The 17,311-nt window shown below is 48.4% G+C and carries 15 protein-coding genes and 1 riboswitch; of the genes, 6 read left to right on the top strand and 9 right to left on the bottom strand.

Going from position 1 to position 17,311, the window contains the following annotated elements; translation table 11 throughout:
• Position 1: 1 nt before the first annotated feature.
• Both kdpA and BLD48_RS13845 read right to left on the bottom strand, forming a co-directional pair.
• Positions 2-1,642: a potassium-transporting ATPase subunit KdpA gene (gene kdpA / locus BLD48_RS13850; protein WP_071500744.1), complete on the bottom strand. Its 1,641-nt coding sequence runs from the start codon at positions 1,640-1,642 to the stop codon at positions 2-4.
• A 321-nt stretch (positions 1,643-1,963) separates the two neighbouring features.
• Positions 1,964-2,116, bottom strand: a riboswitch (cyclic di-AMP (ydaO/yuaA leader).
• Between the two features lie 241 nt (positions 2,117-2,357).
• Positions 2,358-2,552 carry a hypothetical protein gene (locus BLD48_RS13845; protein WP_071500743.1) on the bottom strand — a complete coding sequence of 65 codons (195 nt, stop codon included), beginning with the start codon at positions 2,550-2,552 and terminating at the stop codon, positions 2,358-2,360.
• Positions 2,553-2,722: 170 nt separating this feature from the next.
• Here BLD48_RS13845 and BLD48_RS13840 point away from each other — a divergent pair, with 170 nt between their 5' ends.
• Positions 2,723-3,202: a glutathione peroxidase gene (locus tag BLD48_RS13840; protein ID WP_071500742.1), complete on the top strand. Its 480-nt coding sequence runs from the start codon at positions 2,723-2,725 to the stop codon at positions 3,200-3,202.
• 91 nt (positions 3,203-3,293) lie between these two features.
• On the opposite strand, the gene BLD48_RS13835 is transcribed toward BLD48_RS13840, so the two are convergent.
• The gene (locus BLD48_RS13835; protein ID WP_071500741.1) at positions 3,294-3,863 is read right to left on the bottom strand and encodes a hypothetical protein; all 570 of its coding nucleotides are present in this window, start codon (positions 3,861-3,863) and stop codon (positions 3,294-3,296) included.
• A gap of 123 nt (positions 3,864-3,986) precedes the next feature.
• Positions 3,987-5,054 (bottom strand): glycerate kinase, encoded by a 1,068-nt coding sequence (locus BLD48_RS13830; RefSeq protein WP_071500740.1) that lies wholly within the window; start codon positions 5,052-5,054, stop codon positions 3,987-3,989.
• Positions 5,055-5,197: 143 nt separating this feature from the next.
• Between BLD48_RS13830 and BLD48_RS13825 the strand changes: the two genes are divergently transcribed.
• From BLD48_RS13825 to BLD48_RS13815, 3 genes are all read left to right on the top strand, one after another.
• Positions 5,198-8,743 carry a CDP-glycerol glycerophosphotransferase family protein gene (locus BLD48_RS13825; protein WP_071500739.1) on the top strand — a complete coding sequence of 1,182 codons (3,546 nt, stop codon included), beginning with the start codon at positions 5,198-5,200 and terminating at the stop codon, positions 8,741-8,743.
• Between the two features lie 356 nt (positions 8,744-9,099).
• Positions 9,100-9,789 (top strand): zinc ribbon domain-containing protein, encoded by a 690-nt coding sequence (locus tag BLD48_RS13820; protein WP_071500738.1) that lies wholly within the window; start codon positions 9,100-9,102, stop codon positions 9,787-9,789.
• Positions 9,786-10,415, top strand: a complete 630-nt coding sequence (locus BLD48_RS13815) for a hypothetical protein (RefSeq protein WP_071500737.1) — start codon at positions 9,786-9,788, stop codon at positions 10,413-10,415. The genes BLD48_RS13820 and BLD48_RS13815 overlap by 4 nt, the downstream gene beginning before the upstream one ends.
• Before the next feature lie 103 nt (positions 10,416-10,518).
• Here the strand turns inward: BLD48_RS13815 and BLD48_RS13810 are convergent, their stop codons facing one another.
• Complete coding sequence (locus tag BLD48_RS13810; protein ID WP_071500736.1) at positions 10,519-11,427, bottom strand: Gfo/Idh/MocA family protein; 909 nt, start codon at positions 11,425-11,427, stop codon at positions 10,519-10,521.
• A 159-nt stretch (positions 11,428-11,586) separates the two neighbouring features.
• Here BLD48_RS13810 and BLD48_RS13805 point away from each other — a divergent pair, with 159 nt between their 5' ends.
• Both BLD48_RS13805 and BLD48_RS13800 read left to right on the top strand, forming a co-directional pair.
• Positions 11,587-12,840, top strand: a complete 1,254-nt coding sequence (locus BLD48_RS13805; RefSeq protein WP_071500735.1) for a serine hydrolase — start codon at positions 11,587-11,589, stop codon at positions 12,838-12,840.
• A gap of 154 nt (positions 12,841-12,994) precedes the next feature.
• Positions 12,995-13,606, top strand: coding sequence for an AmiS/UreI family transporter (locus BLD48_RS13800; protein WP_071500734.1), 612 nt, complete (start codon positions 12,995-12,997; stop codon positions 13,604-13,606).
• Positions 13,607-13,884: 278 nt separating this feature from the next.
• Here BLD48_RS13800 and BLD48_RS13795 read toward each other — a convergent pair whose 3' ends face one another.
• From BLD48_RS13795 to BLD48_RS13785, 4 genes are all read right to left on the bottom strand, one after another.
• Complete coding sequence (locus BLD48_RS13795) at positions 13,885-14,961, bottom strand: RNA-guided endonuclease InsQ/TnpB family protein (RefSeq protein WP_071500733.1); 1,077 nt, start codon at positions 14,959-14,961, stop codon at positions 13,885-13,887.
• Between the two features lie 4 nt (positions 14,962-14,965).
• On the bottom strand, positions 14,966-15,367 hold the full coding sequence (gene tnpA, locus BLD48_RS16105) for an IS200/IS605 family transposase (RefSeq protein WP_083412338.1): 402 nt from the start codon (positions 15,365-15,367) through the stop codon (positions 14,966-14,968).
• 216 nt (positions 15,368-15,583) lie between these two features.
• Positions 15,584-16,525, bottom strand: a complete 942-nt coding sequence (locus tag BLD48_RS13790) for an LCP family glycopolymer transferase (RefSeq protein WP_071500732.1) — start codon at positions 16,523-16,525, stop codon at positions 15,584-15,586.
• Positions 16,526-16,559: 34 nt separating this feature from the next.
• On the bottom strand, positions 16,560-17,303 hold the full coding sequence (locus tag BLD48_RS13785) for a hypothetical protein (protein WP_071500731.1): 744 nt from the start codon (positions 17,301-17,303) through the stop codon (positions 16,560-16,562).
• Positions 17,304-17,311: the final 8 nt, after the last annotated feature.

The following is a 17,311-nucleotide window of genomic DNA, read 5'->3' as shown; positions in this document are numbered from 1 at the left end:
TTCACATCGTCAGCCAATCCGCGACCGGTCCAAGTACGAGCACTGGCAAGAATGTCAGCGCACCGACGAGTACGACCGTACCGAGGAAGACTGTGCCGAAAAGTGGTGTATCTGTCTTAAACGAAAATTCATCTTGTGGGACGGACGGTTTTGCCTTTAACGATCCAGCAATGGCCAGCATTAAAATCAACGGAATATAGCGACCGAAGAACAAAGCAAACGACGTCGAGACGTTCCAGTAGACATTGGCATCCCCCAGTCCTTCAAAACCAGATCCATTGTTCGCCGTTGCTGACGTGAATTCGTACAACACTTGTGATAAGCCGTGATGACCAGGATTTGAAATCGCGCTGAGTCCCGGAGCGACGGACATCGAGATCGCTGTCCCGACCAGGATCAAGAACGGCGGAACGAGTAACGTAATCGCAATCAGTTTGACTTCAAACGTTTCCAGTTTTTTCCCGAGGAAGGTGGGTGTCCGACCAATCAGGAGGCCCGTCAAGAAGACAGCGACGAAAGCGTAGAGTAAGACGTTCAGGAAGCCGGCACCCGTCCCGCCGTAGACGACGTTCAACATCATATTGCCGAGTTGAATTAATCCAGCGAGTGGATGGAGTGAATCATGCATCGAGTTGACGGCACCCGTCTCAGCTGCCGTCGTAATCGAGCTGTATAAAGCCGATCCGATTTGACCAAACCGTAACTCTTGACCGTGCGCAGTCGGATTCGCAAATAGGCTTCCGGCCATACCGAACGTCATCATGATGAACAACAATGTCATCACACTGAGGAAGAGACGGCCTTGTTTTGCCGAGTTGATGATTTTCCCATACGCAATCGGGAGCGACATCGGAATCAGCAACATCAAGAACATCTGAATGAAATTGACAGGTCCGTTTGGATTTTCAAACGGATGCGCGCCATTAGCTCCGAAGAATCCACCGCCGTTGTTCCCCAGCTGTTTGATGACTTCAAACGCAGCAACGGGACCACGGTAGATGAATTGTTTTGCTCCTTCAAGCGTCGTGACCGTGACCGCACCACCAAATGTCTGCGGTACACCAAGCAGAATCATGAGTAATCCGAATACAAATGAAATCGGTAACAAGATCCGGACGATGAAGCGGACGAAATCGGCATAAAAATTACCGAGCGGCTGATTCGCGAGTCCACGAATGACGGCCATACAGACTGTAAACGCCATCGTCGGTGCAACGAACAACATCGTTCCAAGGACAAAGGTCTGTGACAAGTACGACAGTGCTTCGCCTGAATAATGTTGCTGATCGGTATTCGTCATAAAGCTGATCGTCGTATGCATTGCCGTCGACCAATCAAGATTAGCCGCACCGTTCGGGTTAAACGGTAACATTCCCTGAAAACGAAGCAGCAGATATCCTCCGATGAAAAACAACAGATTAACGAGCAGTAAGCTTTTCGCGTAACCGACCCACGACTGTTCTTGTTTGCGTTCATCGACGCCAAGCATGTGCAGGAAACGTTTTTCGACTCGTCCGAGCGAATCACTTTTCCGAAGATGCACCGGTGCGAAGTATGTGCCGATGTAGCGTCCGAGCAGTACCGCAGAAATGAGCGCAATGACAAGTAAAATCCAAAATTGTACGATGAATTGAGTCCACATGATTTCTTTCTCCTATGCTGTTAGAATTTTTCAGGATACATCAGACAATAACTTAAATATAAAAAGACGATACAACCGGTAGCGAGTAAAAACCAAGTCATTTCCGATCACCCGCTTTCCACTGCACCCGTTCAATCAGTCGGATCAGACCAAACGAGACGGCAAAAAACGATCCAAGCATAAGGAGTACCCACAATTCGCCCATAATACAATTACCTCCATATTATTCAATATTTTTACAATTAAACACGACAAAAAGACGATGTGAGGCAGTAACGGCCCCAGCATCGCCTTTAAAAATTGGCATCACTGAATAAGAGTCGTTCCCTCCTAAAACGCCTGCGAGGTTAGCTGTCGGATTCGGGCATACCTAGGATTTCGCCCTACTTCTCTTATCTGAGAAGATTCACCCCGTGTCACGTGTCGTGACGGTTGGGTCCCCCGCTTCAATCATGAACTCGGCGTACTTTGAGATCGAAGCATTAACATGTTAGTGTTCGTTGATGAGATGGATATTACTCCGATTAATTGAAGATGTAAAGCGTATTTCAAAAAAAAATATAATCAGACTTTTTGATGACTTATTTTATAAAAATAGTGTTTTTAACATGTATGTTATAGAAGAAAAAAAAACGCAACGACCGATTCTTTCATCTGAATGGAAAAACATCCTTCAGCAGGAAATCGGACTGCGGTTTTTTTGAACAAACAAGACTTAAGATTGTTCATTCCATTTGGTCTGGACCGTCAAAGGAGCTAGCATCGTCACCCAAAGGGCAACCACTCCAGAAACAAGAATCACAATATCGCGTTCGAATTCGAGGGTCAGCAAAACGATTACACTTGCGACCAGGACAAGACAAAGCGTCGCGATCATGACAACACGCGATTGTTTCAACATCTTTCTCATGTGGCATCTCTCCTTTCCTTCCAAAGTCTTTTGTAGTCTACCAAATTTTGCAGAAATTCCGGTGTGCTGACACTTGATTGTGACAGAATTGTCACCAGGCAGACGTTTTTCAGGCGAAAGTCAAACCCGTTTGGTACACTGATTTTAAGACGATAAGGGGGAATCATCAGATGTTACAAGAACAGACTTTTCAACGGATCGACGGAACCGACGCAACGTTACAAGATTATCCGGGACAAGCCTGGCTGATCGTCAATACAGCAAGTAAATGCGGCTTGACACCGCAGTTCGAAGGACTTGAGCAACTCCATCAAGATTATCGGAAACAAGGACTCGTCGTCCTCGGTTTTCCCTGTAACCAGTTCGCCGGTCAAGATCCGGGAACGGATGAAGAAATTCAAAGTTTTTGTCAAATGAACTACGGCGTGACGTTCCCTGTTTTCTCAAAAATCGACGTCAACGGTGAAACGGCACACCCTCTGTTCGCCGAGCTGAAGGCACTTGCACCAAACACGACGGGCGAGCAGGAGATCGAATGGAACTTCACGAAATTTTTAGTGACGCGTGACGGGGAAGTGACTCGTTTTGCGCCGAAAACGAACCCGACTGATCTGGTGGCAGCCATTGAGCGGATCGTCGTCCCTGTCTAAAGTCGATTTAACCAACAAATCACAAAAAAAGTTCTATTTCGATAAATCATCGAAATAGAACTTTTTTGATGTCGGATTCATCCAGATCCACTCAAGGTGTCCCCGGCTCCAAGTGTCCTTTAATCATTTCTTCCGTCAAGACTTTGACGTCCTCGACGTCCCGCATCTCCGTAAACGGATGTCCCCAGACATCGAGCCACTCGATTTCTTCGATCGGTTGCGTCCGGAAACGTTTTCCAGTCGGTTCAAAAGAAGCAGCCGCCGTCGATTCAAATGCGGCATATTTTAACAACCACGGTTTGTCGAGTAATAATTTTGTCGTCTGTTTCGGCTGTTTGAACATCACGTCTCCGACTAGAACGATCGGATCAAATCGTTCGTGTAACGGATGGGTATATTGCACCGAGACGATCAACGCATGGTTCGAGACCTTCTCATTTTGGCGGGTGTAGGACCGTGTCAGAAAATGCGGGACAAGGGACTCTGCACTGTCCTTGGTTTGATGGATACTTAATCCATGTTCCGTTTGGACGACGTCCGGCAGAATCGGCTCGTATCCCCGATTGGCGAGTTGTTGATCGAGCTCCTTAAATAACAATAATGTATGTTCGACGAGTGCCCGCACTTGCCGAAACGAGAGTTGAATCGACTGATTGATCATGATTGTGACCTGCCTTCCAAATGATAGAGTAATATAATGTCTTTTACCCCAAGTCATACTCCTTCATTCCTGTTCCCTCCAACCATTCCCCTAAATTAAAGAAATTGTCTTTTGTTGTCCCGTTCATCTCGTCATGAGCCGTCGGACGATTTGTTCAGCACGTCGCGTCAGCCGTTTTTTCGTGACGACTGGGTCAAGCGTCATTTCTTCGTCCGGGTCATGAATCGTTTCGCATATCCATGCTTGTTCCAACCGTTCGGTGACCTCTCCTGCGAGCAGGATGCACGGGACGCTCGAGCGATTTGCGAAAGCGACGACCGTTGCCGGAAGTTTTCCCATCATTGTTTGGTGATCAATCCGCCCCTCTCCTGTCCAGACATAATCCGCCTGACGGATCCGCGCTTCGACGCCAATCTGTTGTAGAATGTACGCCGCTCCTGACTCCATCGATGCCCCTAGTGCGTAAGCCGCTCCACCGAGTCCCCCGGCAGCACCGGCTCCCGCCACGTGTTCCACGCCAAGTTGTTGTCCGAGATGGCTTAACCGGGCGTCCAGTAACTTTATCTGTTGTGCCGTCAATCCTTTTTGCGAACCAAACACGTAGGCAGCCCCCGTTTTCCCGGCATACGTCGCGGTGACGTCTGCCAAGACATGTAAGGAATCGATTGGTGACGGCAGTGCAATCCGCTCAGTTTCAAGCAACGGATTGGTCTGCCAAGCAACCGGTCTGCCGGTCTTCGTCAACAATTGAGCGCCCAGTTCAGACAACAAACCAAGCCCACCGTCCGTCGTCCCGGTGCCCCCGAGTGCAAGATACAGATCCGATACGCCGGTCGCCAAAGTCTGTTTTACCAGACGCCCGACACCCCGTGTATCCAGCAAAAGCGCAGCATCTTCCGGCCGTTTCAAGTGCAGCCCACAGATTGTCGCGGCTTCGATCACGGCGGTCTGACCTTTTTGGACATAGGTTACCCGAATCGGACGACCGGCTAAGTCTATCGTCATCGCTGTTAGTTCTCGAAATCCATTCGCGGATAACGCTGCAAGTGTCCCTTCTCCCCCATCCGCTACAGGACTCCAGTCGATTGTCGCGTCAGGGTCCGCGTTTAAAATACCCATACGGATAGCACGCGCTGCGTCAGACGAACTCAAACAGCCTTTGAAGCTGTCGATGCAGATGAAGTGATGCATCCTGATCCCTCCCAATTCATGCGTCTCAATTTTTTCCATCCAAAAAAATTAAAATATGATATGATAATTGTCATGCACACGACACGTTTTGTCTGTTTTCGACGTCGAAAACAGACGATTTTTTCATGAGGAGGTCCTAATCTGTGAGTCTTTCAAAAACATTATTACGGATGGCACGATTCGGAAATTCCGTCTTGCCAAAACCGAAAAAAACAACTTCACGTCGCGCCAAGTTTAAACAAAGCTTGCAGCTCGACTCGACATTCCAAGAACAGACCATTACAGGTCAACTGTCTGACCCGGCGGTGACGGTCGAATCCCTACTAATTCGCGATCATCAATTAAATGAGGTCATCGAATTACTCAATATCCATACGACAGGCGGCAGTCATTTTTCATTTTCACTGACGCATGACGTGCTGCCGACTCTCGTCGACCGTGTTTTGGAAAACAAGAGTCTCACCGAGCAAGAAACGGCATCGCTTGAAGAAATAGCGGAAGACGAACTGACCGCAGTAGAAGCAGATGAGTCCGAAGATACAACGGAAATGGAATCCGATCTACCTTCCGGACGTTTTTCGTTTTGGCTCAAATTTTCGAAACGTCTAGCCGATTTCCAACCCACGACGCTCGAGAAGTGGGAAACAAACGGCTTACCGAGTCGCGCCACGATTACCGATGATCTCTTCACACGTGAAATCATCCTCGGTCGTTTTTCGGAAACACGGATTGCCGCTCCCTTAAAACCGTTAATTGATCCGGATTTCCAACATACCGCCCATCTGTATACGGATCTGAAAGGTAATCTGCGGATGTTGTTAAATAAAGAGCCTAAAGTCAAACCGAAGATGCAAATCGATTTGATTGATTGTCCCGTCGCCGATCAAACGGAAATCAAAGGGAAAATCTTCACTCGGCATGCGTTCATCCAAAAAGGAACGTTACAGCTCGTTCACCGAGAAACGGGTGAGCAGATTCCCGTGCCGATCGACTGGGTGTATGACAATGCCCGCAGTGCCGACAAATTTGGTCTCTACCGGTATACGTACCGGACCGTCATCGACTGGACCCGTCTGCACCGCGAACATCAGGTCCTGCAGGAAGGAATCTATGACGCGTTTGTCGCGCTTGAGTATTATCACCGAGCTGAATCGACATTGCTTCGTCTCGGACGGGCGCGTTACATCACACGTCAATTGACGCCGGAGACACGGGGTCAGGGCGAGGCGACGACGATGCATATCATCCCGTACTTCACGGTCGGTCATCGGAATCTCTCGTTTGAGATGACCGAATTCACCAATGACAATTATACGTATTTGAACCACATGATGAAATTTGCACCCCTGTATCGCCTGTTTGCCGAAAAGAATACCTGGCTCGTCGGGGAACGTCCTTACAAAGCACAAGACAATGGGTATCATTTCTTTAAATATATGCGTGAGACATACCCGGACCGTCCTGTCTATTATGTCATCGATCCCGATTCGAACGAATACGATCAAGTCGAACAACTTGGTCAGGCGTTACCGTTCAAGTCCAAGGAACATATCTATCATGCCTTGATGGCGAAAAAAGTCATCGGGACACACCATGCGGAATACCTGTATCCCCTAAAATCCGAACCGTTTAAACGGAAGATGAAAGCGGATCGGATTTTCATCCAACATGGTGTCCTTGGTACCAAAAATATGGATGACCAGTACGGAAAATTTGCACCGGCCTTTGATACGGATTTATTCCTCGTCAGTTCAGAACGGGAAAAACGGCTGGTGACACAAGACATGGGCTACCCGGAACGTGAAGTCCGGATTACCGGTCTGTCCCGTTTCGATGCCCTGCTCCGAAAGGACGTTGAGGTCAAACGCCAGATGTTGATCATCCCGACATGGCGTTCGTGGTTACAAACTCCACTCCAATTTTTTGAGTCGGAGTATTATCAACAGTACCAAACGCTGCTTTCAAGTGATCGACTCCACAAGTTCGCTGCAGAGCATCAACTCGAAATCGTCTTTTGTCTCCATCCGAACATGCAACAATACACGAGTCACTTTGAAAACTTACCGATCACAGTCATTCATCAAGGCGAACGCGATGTCCAAGGCTTGATGAAAGAAAGCCTGCTCCTTGTGACGGATTATTCGAGCGTCGCGTTCGATTTCAGCTTCTTGAATCGTCCGGTTCATTACTTCCAGTTCGACCCGATTCGGTTCATCGGACCAAAAGGTTCTTATCTCGATTTGGAACAGGAGTTGCCTGGTCGGATTTCATCGACGCTTGATGAACTATTTGAAGATCTTGAGGCGACCGCCGCACGTTCATTTTTGATGGCACCTGAATATCAGGCACGTGCTGCAGCATTCTTGCAACCGGTCGAATCGTCGTACTCGGAAAAAATTCTGCAGACGATCGTCGATTATAAAAAGAAACGGAGTTGGATCGAACAGATTCAGACAGCAGAAGCTGCCAACATTCTTTTCCGCCTGTATCGTCGAAGCCGGTTCTACTTCCCATCGATGAAATTTGCATACCGGTTGATGCAAAGATTGCCGGTCGACCCGAAACTCGTTGTCTTTGAGAGTGGACTCGGTAAACAATATTCCGACAGTCCACGTTATATCTATGAAGAACTGAAACGCCGGAACCTCGACTATAAAGTCGTCTGGGTCTATCACAAACGTCTCTACCTCGGTGACCCGAACGCTAAAGTCATCAAACGGTTATCGCCCGCTTATTTCTATTATCTGGCGACGGCAAAGTTCTGGGTCAACAACCAAAACTTCCCGCATTACTTCAGACGCCGGGAAGAGACGACCTACATCCAGACTTGGCACGGAACACCGTTGAAGAAGATGTTGTTCGACTTGGATGAGATCCATGGACGGGACGAAGGCTATGTCGACCGGGTCACGAACTCGATTAACCAGTGGAGTGTCCTCTTGTCACCAAGTTCGTATGCGTCGACGATCTTCAAGAGTGCGTTCCGGTACGACGGACCGATTTTTGAATCCGGTTATCCCCGGAATGATTTGTTCTTCTCGAACAATCAGCCGAAGACCATCGAGACGATCCGGACGAAGCTGCAATTGTCGGACGATAAAAAGGTCATCTTATACGCGCCGACCTTCCGTGATCATCAGTCGCTTGGCAAAGGGAAGTTCTTCTTTGATTATCCGTTTGATTTCGACCGCGTCGCGGAGGCACTGGGTGACGAATACGTCTTCCTGATTCGGACGCACGTCCTCGTGACGAAGAAGCCGAGCATTCCGGCTGAACACCGTGAGCGCTTCATCGATGTCACGAGTTATCCCGACATTCAGGAACTGTATCTGGTCACGGATCTGTTGATTACCGACTATTCGTCCGTGTTCTTTGATTTCGCCAACATGAACCGGCCAATGTTCTTTTATGCGTATGATCTTGATTTGTACCGGGATACATTACGCGGTTTTTATCTTGACTACTACAAGGATTTGCCGGGACCGATTCTTGAAACAGAAGATGCGTTTATCGAAGCCTTATCCAATATCAAACGACTGGCAAACGACTACCAGTCGCAACTCGACACTTTCCGCGAAGCCTATTGCGCGATGGAAGACGGGTTGGCCGCATCACGTGTCGTCGATACGTTTTTTGCAGAGGACGCACTGGACGTAACCGAACAACCGGATGGCAGTTATTCCGTTTGAGTAGTGCCACCAACTAACATGACAGCAAAAGAGACTGACTCAAACGTCACTCTCTATACAGAAAATGAGGGTGGCAGATGACAAGTCTGCCACCCTTATCTCGTTCAAAAGGAATCACTCGCTTCACGCGAACGCCTACAGGAAAAAGCGTAAACGTACGCTGTCAGAGACATAAGCCTGAGGAAAGCGCGTGAAAAAAGAGTGACTCCTTTTTTGGCGTCACCCCGTCTGAATTCAAAGGTTACAGACAATCTGCTTTTGATTTGATTTCCAATTAATGTTATTCTGAATAAGATATTCAAAAATACGATTCATCTTAACCAATATACTCTTGAGTTCGCTAGGAGGGCTTGTCAATGGAACGTTGTTCACTTTGCGGAACCCCTTTAGAAACAGACGAGACAGCGTGTTCCTACTGCAAACACCCTGTCCTCAAAAAAATAAAAACACTGGACCCACCGAATCCCCCTTCGTCCAGTCGACGCTTGTTATCCTTCATCATCGTGTTCGTCATCGGTCTTGGATCTGTCGGCACCTGGTACGGGCTGACACAAACGGAATCCACGCATACGACGCTTGCTCCGCCTGTTCAGGCTTCACCGATAGCAGACTGGTCCGATGAGATGTCTGCCTATAACCAAACCTATTCGTCAGAAGACCCACCGGCGTCTTATGACGTCCTGAAATTTGTCCGCCAGTATACGAAAACAGTGCCGGAAACCGCCACCTATTCGAAAACAACGGATACGCTTGAGACGTTCTCGGCGATTCAATTCGCGACGCTCGAGACGTTTCATTCGGAAGTCGCCGCCTTACGGACGATTCAAGCTGCGTCTGACAGCCCGATTCCTCCACATCCGCACACCGTTGACTTCGAACGGTTTGTTTCAAAGGGCGCATCGTTTCAAATCAAGACGGTCGAGACGTATCAACTGACGCGGTCAGCCGGTCAACATCTGGTCACGTATGATGTCCGGTACAACGTGCGGTTACATACGGATCATCTGCAAATCACACATATCGTCCGCACGGAGGTGAAGGCATGAAACAATTCGTGATCATTCTGTTTTGTGCCCTGTTGGCTGGTTGTACAGAAGTGCCGCCATCCGGCGTCCAGTCCGAGCTTGAGCTCGGACAGTACACGCAAGCCGTCGATCAATCGACACGTCAAGATACGATGCACGATCCTGCCAAACTGATGGTGCAGCTTGAAACGGCATTAGCGAGCTATCACTTCAAAGAAGTCGTCAAGATCGCTCGGAAGATCGACCAACTCGCCTTGGCGCAAGACAATCCAATCCGGCTCCGGGCAAAGTCCCTTCAATTAAGCGCAGAAGCGATGCTTGATCAACTGAAACAAGTCGAAGGCACCTATCAAATCGAACGGAGTACACTCGATACGGGTCTGAAAGAACGATCGTTTCCTGCGACCGGACAAATTGACGTCTCCTTCGCGAAACGCGATGGACTGGTTGCAACGATTGACTATCTAGACTTTGGAATGGTTGAGGCACCACGCAATGATACGGAATCGATTCGGTTTGAACCGGATTTGTCCGCCCGCCTCGCCTTATCGGAAGGTCTTGTCAGTTACGTCTTTAATCGATCCGGTTTTACACTGACGTTCGAAGGTCCCGGCGGAAAATTGGTCTATCAATTGAAAAAAATCTAAGCAGAACAAGATACAAAAAACGAACGGTTCCTCTCATTTGATCGAGAGAAACCGTTCGTTTTTTTGATGTTGTTCCGGACGACAGGACCGGTTTGAGTATGCCTTACAATTCGTCCAACCGTTTGACGACTTCTGCGCAGAGTTCGTGCGTCGCCAGACTGTCTTCCCCTGTCACCGATGCTGATGGATGACCATGGACGGTCTCGATGAACGCATCGACCATCTCGACGAAACCACGCCTGCGTAATGTCGGTTCCCAGTTATCGAGCGGCAGCCGGAGTGTTCCACCCTTTGTCATCTGTTCGACCGACGTGACGTCGGTTGCGACACGTTTTTCATTTGGTCCCATCACTTCGACCCGTTCTTCCGTCACCCCGTTGTTCCGGTTCATGATGCCGATGGCCGTGATGCCGTTTGCTTCAAATTGAATCGTGACATGATGCAACAATCCCTCTACTTTTTTACCGCGGACTTGCAGGTTCTCAATCTCACCACGTCTTGTTAAAAAACGAAGCGTATCTGCGACATGGACAAAATCGTCAAAGATAAACGTTTTCGCATCTTCGATGAAGGAAGTCCGGTTTTTTTGCATGACGATTACGTTCGGCTCTTTGACTTCAAGCAAGGCACGGTGCGCCGATGCGAACCGGCGATTAAAACCGGTAATGAAATGTAACCCTTTGGCTGCTGCTTGTTCTGTCAACGCCCGGACTTCTTCGACTTCGAGCGAGACCGGTTTATCGATGTAGACATGGATGCCGGCAGCCAGTAACTGTCCGGCTTGCTCGGCATGAACCTTTGTCGCTGAATGGATCATCGCTACTTGAATCCCGGTTGTGATCACATCCTCAATCGAATCAAGCGTTCCGGCGAATCGATAGGCCGTCCGCAATCGCTCGGCTTTTTCCCGGTCCGTCGAAACGAGGTAAACCTCTAAATCCGTCCGCTCTGCATAAACAGGCAGATACGCTTTTTGGGCGATATCCCCTAAACCAATGACTGCAATTTTCATCTGATTTCCTCCTTGAACACGTCTTTTGCTCTCATTCCCTATGTTACCGGGTTTCATGCTTCCGGTGTAGGAAGAGTAACTTTTTTGAAAAAAAAGAGAATTTCCTTTTTTTGTTTTATGATAAGAACATATTTTGCAAAAGGAGGGAATGAGATTTTTATGAAGTCATTATTCAGGATTTGTTTGACACTCGTCCTACTTATTACATTATGTCTCCCAGCCTTACCTGCTCAAGCTGCCAGCTATCAGGTCATCGTCACATCGACGATTGGTGCGAACATTCGGACGAAGCCAAGTACGAGTTCATCCGCGACAATCACGCGTCGCGCCCCGTACAAGGCCACATTTACAGCTGTTTCCTATTCAAACGGTTGGTACAAGATCAAGGACGGAAACGCCTATCGCTACCTCTCAAACCAGGTGGCGGCGAAAGTCGGGACCAGTTCCGTCAAGACCTACAAAATCATCGTCTACTCGACAGCCGGTGCGAATGTCAGAACATCACCAAGTACAGCCTCATCTAAAAACATCAAACGGCTTGCTACATACAAGTCTACATTCAACGCCGTTTCTTATTCGAATGGCTGGTACAAAGTGAAAGGGACCGTGAATTATTATTATGTCTCCGACCAGGTCGCCAGAAAACTGACAACGAGCTCGCCTGCGCCGTCAAGCGGCAGCTATCCGGTTGCTTCGATGCGCTATTTCAAGCTTGGATCATCCGGCTATGAACTGACGAAAGAAAGTTTTGCCCGCCGTTACCCGGCGAGTACGACGAAATTATTGACGGCCCTCGTCGCCTATGACGCGGCTGCCCAAAAAGGGACACTCGATCAGACATTCACACTGACGTATTCGATGTTGTCCGTTCCTGCCGGCAGCAGTTCAGCTGGTTTCCGGTCCGGTGACAAAGTCACGATGCGCCAACTCTTGAACGGGATGCTGATCCGGTCCGGCAATGACGCGGCGAAAGCGATCGCGGTTCGTACGGGCGGTTCGGAATCGAATTTCGTTTCCATGATGAACAGTCGGGCGAAAGCGATCGGCATGTCAGCCAGTCATTTCATGAATCCACATGGTTTTTATCATTCAAGTCACTATACGACAGCAGCTGATATGCAGAAGCTTGCCAATACGTATGCCAAGTACAGTTACTTGATGACGGTCAGCGGACGTAAATCGTACCAGACAGCCGTCAAAGGACCGTATGCTCGGACGTTGACGTGGTACCATACGAACACGTCACTTCCAGGAGACACGCGTGTCTACGCCAGCAAAACGGGGTATACACCGGAATCAGCTTATACACGTGTCTTCTTCATCAAAAAAGGCTCGACGCGTTACGGGCTTGTCACGTTAAAAGGAACGCTCCCACAAACAGAAACGACGTTACGCTCGGTCCTCAATCGGTAAGAATAGACTCTTGGGTTCGCTTTCTTCTGAAAGTGACATCAAGAGTCTTTTTTCGGCTTGATTTCCCCATCGAAAATTTACTTGCATTGGAAGCGAATTCATCATATGGTTAAGTTAACAATCAGACGTCTGACGTCTTAACGGAGGAATTCATGTGGGAAATATAAGTTTATTATTCGGGGGCGTTGCGCTCTTTCTAAATAGTCTGTCGTTGTTCGGCAAAGTCGATTTAAAAAGTGCCGGTCTGTTCAGTTTATTGACGGGGTTGTTGCAGACCTTCATCGCGACATGGCTCGTCATCGGAGCAGCCGGTGATCCGGCGTTGACGTTCGGTTATGCCAGTATCTACTTGTTTGCCTTTACGTATCTGTATGTCGGGATTACGTTTTTATTTGGACTCGACGGCAGTGGCGTCGGCTGGTTTTCGTTGTTCGTAGCCATCGCTGCCCTCTTCTATGCCGGAGTCAGCTTCAGTACAGGTGACTGGATCGGTGGCGCCACATGGGTCTTCTGGTTCGTTCTCTGGGGTCTGTTCTTCCTCGGTATGGGCTTAAACCTCAAGATCGACGCCTTGACGGCACGGGTTGCCATCGTACTCAGTTGGCTGACGTTGATCGTTCCGGCTCTCGTCGGTCTCCGGTTCGGTACGACGGGTGTGAATTATCAACTCGTCTGGAGTGCAGCAGCCATCATGACGGTCCTCTATTTCGTCTATTCCGCGGTCAAATTCGTTCCCTTACGAACGCTCATCCGCTCGAAAAACTAAAAACAGACCGTTCAGGTTCACTTAAGCATCGGTTTTATACAAAGCAGGGAGGCGGATATTAAAATCCGCCTCCCTGCTTTCATTTCGAAACAATCATGTGGTGCATAAGACGTCTACAGGAAAAAGCACTTGACACTCCCACGGCTAAAGCCGCAAGCTCACCCTTCGGGATGAGTGGGATTCTGAAGTGCTTGTGCGAGCGCAGTCCATTTCTGTTTTGCTCAAGCCTTCAGATGAGGGTGTGCCATCACCCCTCCTGAGACAGACCCTAAAGGTTCTCAGGCTGATTGACTATTACCATCAACCACAGGTGCATATCTAATGTTCATCGCACCGACTAAATCTCTGTGTTTTTTGAATCCACATGGACAAAAATAGGTTCGATCTTTCGCTTTGTTTCTTTTACCGCAAGAAGGACATGTCTGAGACGTGTACGCAGGATTGACATACTCAACCTTGATTCCTTCCAGATTTGCTTTGTATTCGATGAATGTTGCTAGGCGATAGAACGACCATGTATGCAGATTCTTATTGTTTTTACGGCTTGTTCTTGCCGTCTGCCGGATGTTCGCCAGTCTTTCTAGGCGAATGACAGAAACGTTATTCTCTTTCGCAAATGAAACGATCGCACGACTTACCTTGTGATCTTTATCTTTCATCCAACGTTGCTCTTGATTGTTTAGTTTCTTGATTGCGTTCAGCTTCTTCTTTTGACCGAGCTCTCTTCGTCTCGCACGAAACTTGCGTTTCATATATTTGTTCTCGCGTCCGTTCCCGAAGAACCTCGCCTTGTCGCCATCATTCGTTGCGACTGCCGGGACTTTCAAACCCAGATCCACACCGAGAACCTTGGAGCCGGTCTTCTCGGTCGTGAGAAGCGTGACAGCGATCTGGGCAATCCATTTGTTCGACTTCTTCGTGATGCGTAGCGTTCCCAACTTATTGTTCAGGAGTGAGAAATTGCGATTGTGTTTATCGACCATTTCTGCTTTGATTGCCATCTTCTTTGCTTTCCCGTCCATCATGATCGGGAGAGAAATCGACTCGAAATCGAACGAATAGTTCTGGTTGTTCCATGTGCAGTAGGGTTTCTTGAGAATAGGGATGATTTTGAATTTGGATTTCTTGACTTTCTTGAAGAGGCTTTGGGCGTCTTTGATGACTTGGTTCTTGACGGCGCTAGGCAAATGAGACTGGACATTCTTGCTCGTCAGCTTAAGCATCGTTTCTGCCTCTACCATATCTGAGACAAGTTGGTTGGCCGTGTGGATATAAGTTCTCATCATACGCTTCAAAATAGATTGTTGTACTTTGGTAGGACGAAGTTTGATGTTCACCGTTAATGTCTGATTCAAGGTGTCACCCCCTTGTTTTTTGTTGCTCGACATAACGCTTGATTGTCTCGCTCGACACATTTCCGGCGGTCGAAACGAAGTAGGAACGCGTCCAAAGACTTGGCAAGTGTTGAAGATGAGGAAATTCCGCTCTTAATTTTTTAGATGTCACGCCTTTGATTTTTGCCATAATATCAGCAGGACTGAGTGTTGGTGGGGCATTGAGGAACAGACGTGTATGATCTTGATCGCATTCTAAGGCGATTGTATTGATTTCTAAGCTTTCACATATCTCATGCACCAATTCTTTGAAACGTCCTTCTACATCGTTTCGAAGGAATATTTTCCTTCTATATCGAGGGCAAAAAACGAAATGATAATTGATCAGAGAAACGGTGGTCTGGGTTCTTCGATAGTTGTTTTTCATATTTACAATGTATCATTTCAAACAATTTACTGCAACGCAAAAAAAGATTTTCGGATACATGAAGTGCCAGAACCTTCGGCTTCTTTGTGGGCACTCCGTATCCGACCGAGCTTTCATCCCACCCCTAAAGGAGTGGGCTTTCCCGCTCAAAAATTCTGTAAAAGAAAGAGTAACCCCTTTTTGATTCAGCTCCGATTGGTTTACGAAAAGTGTTCGTCATTGAAGCTCGTTCTGTAACGTCGTCCGGACCTGTTTCAGAGACGTTGGTGTCGGATGCCAGTAATAAATCTTATCTGATTCAATCCCCCCGCTTCCTTCAAGCGATAACGTTTCGACATTTTTTAAACTGGCCCGGTAATCCGTCGCGAGTTTCCGGATGACCGGAAACGGGATGTCGGTCTTGACGTTTTTACCAAGAACACTCAAGACGTCGTTGAAACGGATCAAGGAAAAGTCAGCCGTCAATTTATCAGCGACGGCTTGGACGACTTGCCGTTGCCGGATCTGCCGCCCAAAGTCGCCTCGCGGATCGTCATAACGCATCCGCGCATAAGCGAGTGCTTCTTTGCCGCTTAACGCCAACTCCCCTTTTGGAAACTGCATCTCGTAATAGGAGAAATTGATATCATTTTCGACCGTCACTCCGTCGACCGCGTCCACTAAGTCTGTGAAGCCCTCGAGATTGATTTCTGCAAAGTAGTCGATTCGCAGATCCAGTAAGTGTTCGACGGTCTCACGCGCCATCTCCGGTCCGCCGAACGCATAGGCATGGTTGATCTTATCATTGGAGCCGTTGCCAATGATCTCCGTCTTCAAGTCCCGCGGGATGCTGAGCATCTTGCTTGAACCGGTTTCCGGATTAACCGTCACGACGATGATCGTATCACTCCGCCCCGCTTCGTTGCCGCGTTGATCAACACCAAGCAGTAACAACGATACCGCTTCCGACGCGGTTTGTTTCTCGGCTTGTTTCTTCTGGTCTGCTTTTTTTCCTTGTTCCGCTTGAGCGGTTTCCGTTGGTTGGACACTCGCTTCCACCGGTTCATCGACTTCCTCGACCAGCTGACTGTTTTGATGATAGACGTACCCACCTGATCCGAAGAAAACGAGTAGTCCGATACCTAATGCTGTTAAGATTAGCCACTTCCATTCTCTCATCACGATTTCCCTCTCTCCTTCGAATCAAGTCGATTTACGATTGCCGTTGGTTCGAGACGATCATCACGGCATTACTCCAACTGCCGAACAAGGCTGTGATGACACCGATACTCGGTGCTTGTCGTCCCTCACTGAATTGTTGATAATGCGCAATCGTCAAGCCGTCCAGTTCATCTGCCGCTTCTGTCAGGATACGCAGGACCTCCTCTTCCGTCCAGCGTTTACGCGGTTGTTCGATACCGATGATTTCTAACGCATTACTCCAGGATCCGTACCGTCTCGCGATGGTCGCGACGGTCGGTCGGTTTTTTCCAACTGCCCATTTCGTATAGGTCTGACTTGTCAAAACAGGTAAAAGTTCTTGCGCTTCGAGTAACGATTCGATGATCCGGCGTTCCATCTCTTGCACCCGTTCCTTTAGGATTTCTGCTTCCGATAATGCCTGCTGCCACGAGTTGAATTGATGGACGATATCGGTCAAGCTCGGCGCCTGATGTTGCTGGGCCCATTCACGGTACGTCGCACTCGTGAAGGGTTCCAGTTCCTCCTTCGCAGCGCGTAAGGCCTCGATGATATCCGATTTGGTAAAGGCTACCCGAACGTGACCGATTCCGGCTCGCTCGAGAGCAATTTGCCAAGATCCGAATAAAATCAGGATTTCTGCGACGCTTGGGTACTGTGTATTCAGTTGCCAGCGAAAGTAGGTATTTGCCGTCAGTTCATTTTTCCCGTTCGCAGCGAGACGGAGTGCTTCAATCGTTTCCTCCAAATCGCTCATCACGATGT

The organism is Exiguobacterium sp. KRL4 (assembly GCF_001870785.1).
GTDB lineage: Bacteria > Bacillota > Bacilli > Exiguobacteriales > Exiguobacteriaceae > Exiguobacterium_A.
Note: the sequence above shows the minus strand (reverse complement) of the source record. Positions and strands in the feature narration are given on the sequence as shown.